The sequence below is a fragment of the Aeromonas sp. HMWF014 genome (assembly GCF_963878295.1).
GTDB lineage: Bacteria > Pseudomonadota > Gammaproteobacteria > Enterobacterales > Aeromonadaceae > Aeromonas > Aeromonas popoffii.
This window is the reverse complement of sequence record NZ_CAWNYS010000229.1, coordinates 1-2,350: the sequence shown is the minus strand read 5'-3', so window position 1 is coordinate 2,350 and position 2,350 is coordinate 1. Positions and strand designations below refer to the sequence as shown.

The following is a 2,350-nucleotide window of genomic DNA, read 5'->3' as shown; positions in this document are numbered from 1 at the left end:
GGCTGGGGGACGTGGAGGCCGGGGAGGTGACCATCACGGCGGATCCCAGACCTGCCTGGCAATATATCGTGGAGGCGGTGACGGCCGCGCCTGGCGAGATCACTCTGGTCACCATAGGGCCGCTCACCAATCTGGCGCTGGCACTGCAGGAGGCGCCTGAGATCACCACCCTGGTAAAGCAGGTGGTGGTGATGGGGGGGGCCTTTGGCGTCAACGGCCATCGTGGCAACGTGACCCCCTATGCCGAGGCCAATATTCACGATGATCCCGATGCTGCCGACCGGGTGTTTACCGCCGATTGGCCTGTGGTGATCATCGGGCTGGACGTGACCCAGCAGAGCTTCTTCAGCAGCGCCTATCTGGATGCGCTGCGCGATGACGCGGGCGAGCCGGGTCGTTTCCTGTGGGAGGTGAGCCGCTTCTACCTGCGCTTCTATTCGGAGCGCATCGGTCTGGATGGCTGCCACGTGCACGATCCTTCCGCCATCGCCTACGTGATAGATCCTACCCTCTTTACCCTGCGGGAAGGGCCGGTGCGGGTCATCAACGAGGGGCCCGCCATCGGTCATACCCTGCAAAAATTCGATGGCAGGTCCCACCCCCACGACGGCTGGGCCGACTATCGTGCCCAGCAGGTCGGGGTAGCGGTGCGGGATGAGGCGCTGCTGGCGCTCTATCGCGAGACGCTGGTGGCCTGGGGCAAAGATTGCTGAGCAGCGCTTGGATGGTGCTCACATAACGCGGCGGCTGTGATCCCCGCCAAATAATCGGGGTCAATGGCGGCTTATACTGGCAACCATGGCGCGGTCTGGAGGGCACAAGATGGCCTGACCCGCGCGGGGATATCGAGTCGTTAGGAGGAAAATAGATGGCCTGGTTATCGTTGTTGGTAGCGGTTGCCCTGATCTGGTGGTTAATGAAGCTGGGACGGGGCGCCCTGTTCGAGATCCGGTTGCAGCCTGGCAAGGTGGTGGTCAAGCGGGGCAAGGTATCTCCCGCATTCATTGAGCATGCCAAACAGATACTGCGCCATGAGACGGTGCGGGGCCGCATTCTGGGTCAGCGCGATGGCGACGGCGTCAAGCTGGTCTTCTCCCGCTCCATCCCCGAGCCGGTGGCCCAGCGTTTTCGCAATGTCTTCCCCTATGCTGATTACCGCCAGCCAGCGGCGCCCCTGCCTGGGTCAAAACCACGAAAGGGTTGATGCCCCGCTCGCACACAGCAAACGGGCCTCCAGTGGAGGCCCGTTTTTTATGGCAGTGGTGACACGGCGCTGGCTTATTCGTGCAGCGCGCGCTGGGCCTTGACGGTGGCCGGCTTGATGGCTACCCCATCATTGCCCCAGGAGGCGCGCAGGGTGTTGACCAGCCCGGCCACCTGTTCGTCGTTGAGAGTCCAGCTATAACCCGGCATGTGGTAGCCGATATGACCCTGCGTAATGGGCGTCTCTGCGCCGTACAGCAGCACGTTGAGCAGGCTGGCGGGATCGTCGGCCAGCACTGTCTGGTTGCCCACCAACGACGGAATGACGTGGTCATTGCCCTGACCGTTGACACCATGGCAAGTGGAGCAATACATGGCGTAGTCCGCCTTGCCGCTGGCACTGGCATAGGCACGGGCCCCTTGCTCCGCCACCGGCTCATCTTTCAGGTCGGTGAGATAGGTGGCGATGCTGGCCAGATCGGCGTCGCTGAAGTACTGGCTGCTGTGAGTGATCACTTCTGCCATGGGACCTGCGACCGCCTGATGCTGGCTGCGACCGGTTTTCAGCAGGTCGATCAGCGCCTGCTGGCTGTAACGGCTGCCGCGAATGTCGGGGGCATACCAGCCATCCAGGGTGGCGCCGCTCAGATAGAGGGGATCTGCCTCGGTCAGCGCTTTCTCCTGCATGCCGAGCCCGCGCGGGGTGTGGCAACTGCCGCAGTGACCGGCACCCTGCACCAGATAGGCGCCGCGATTCCACTGCTCGCTCTTGCCCGCCACCGGGGTGAAGCGGCTGTCATCGTGATAGATCCAGTTCCAGCCCATCAGCGGCCAGCGCATATTGAGCGGCCAGGGGATGTCGCTCTCCTTGTTGGCGATGGCCAGCGGCTGCAGCTCCTTCATCAGATGGTGATAGAGATCTTCGAGGTCTTTATCGCTCATCTTGGCGTAGGCGGTGTAGGGCATGGCCGGGTAGAGCCGATGCCCGTCGCGGGCCACCCCTTCGCGCATCACCTTGATGAACTCCGACAGGCTGTAGTTGCCGATACCGTGGCTCTTGTCGGGGGTGATGTTGGTGGCAAATACGGTGCCGATGGGGGTCGGGAACCCTTTGCCGCCCGCCAGCGGCTTGCTGGTCTCGCTGGTG

Annotated in this window: 3 protein-coding genes; 2 read left to right on the top strand and 1 reads right to left on the bottom strand. The window is 63.0% G+C overall.

Going from position 1 to position 2,350, the window contains the following annotated elements:
- Together AAC083_RS09295 and AAC083_RS09290 are read left to right on the top strand one after the other, a co-directional pair.
- Nucleotides 1–713, top strand: a 713-nt coding sequence (locus AAC083_RS09295) for a nucleoside hydrolase (protein ID WP_108536425.1), incomplete at its 5' end; no start/stop codon positions are given.
- Nucleotides 714–868: 155 nt separating this feature from the next.
- Entirely contained in the window at nt 869–1,204 is a 336-nt protein-coding gene (locus AAC083_RS09290; RefSeq protein WP_181364698.1) for a DUF3634 family protein, read from the top strand.
- 74 nt (nt 1,205–1,278) lie between these two features.
- On the opposite strand, the gene AAC083_RS09285 is transcribed toward AAC083_RS09290, so the two are convergent.
- A partial coding sequence (locus AAC083_RS09285; protein WP_108536423.1) for a c-type cytochrome occupies nt 1,279–2,350 on the bottom strand: 1,072 nt, incomplete at its 5' end.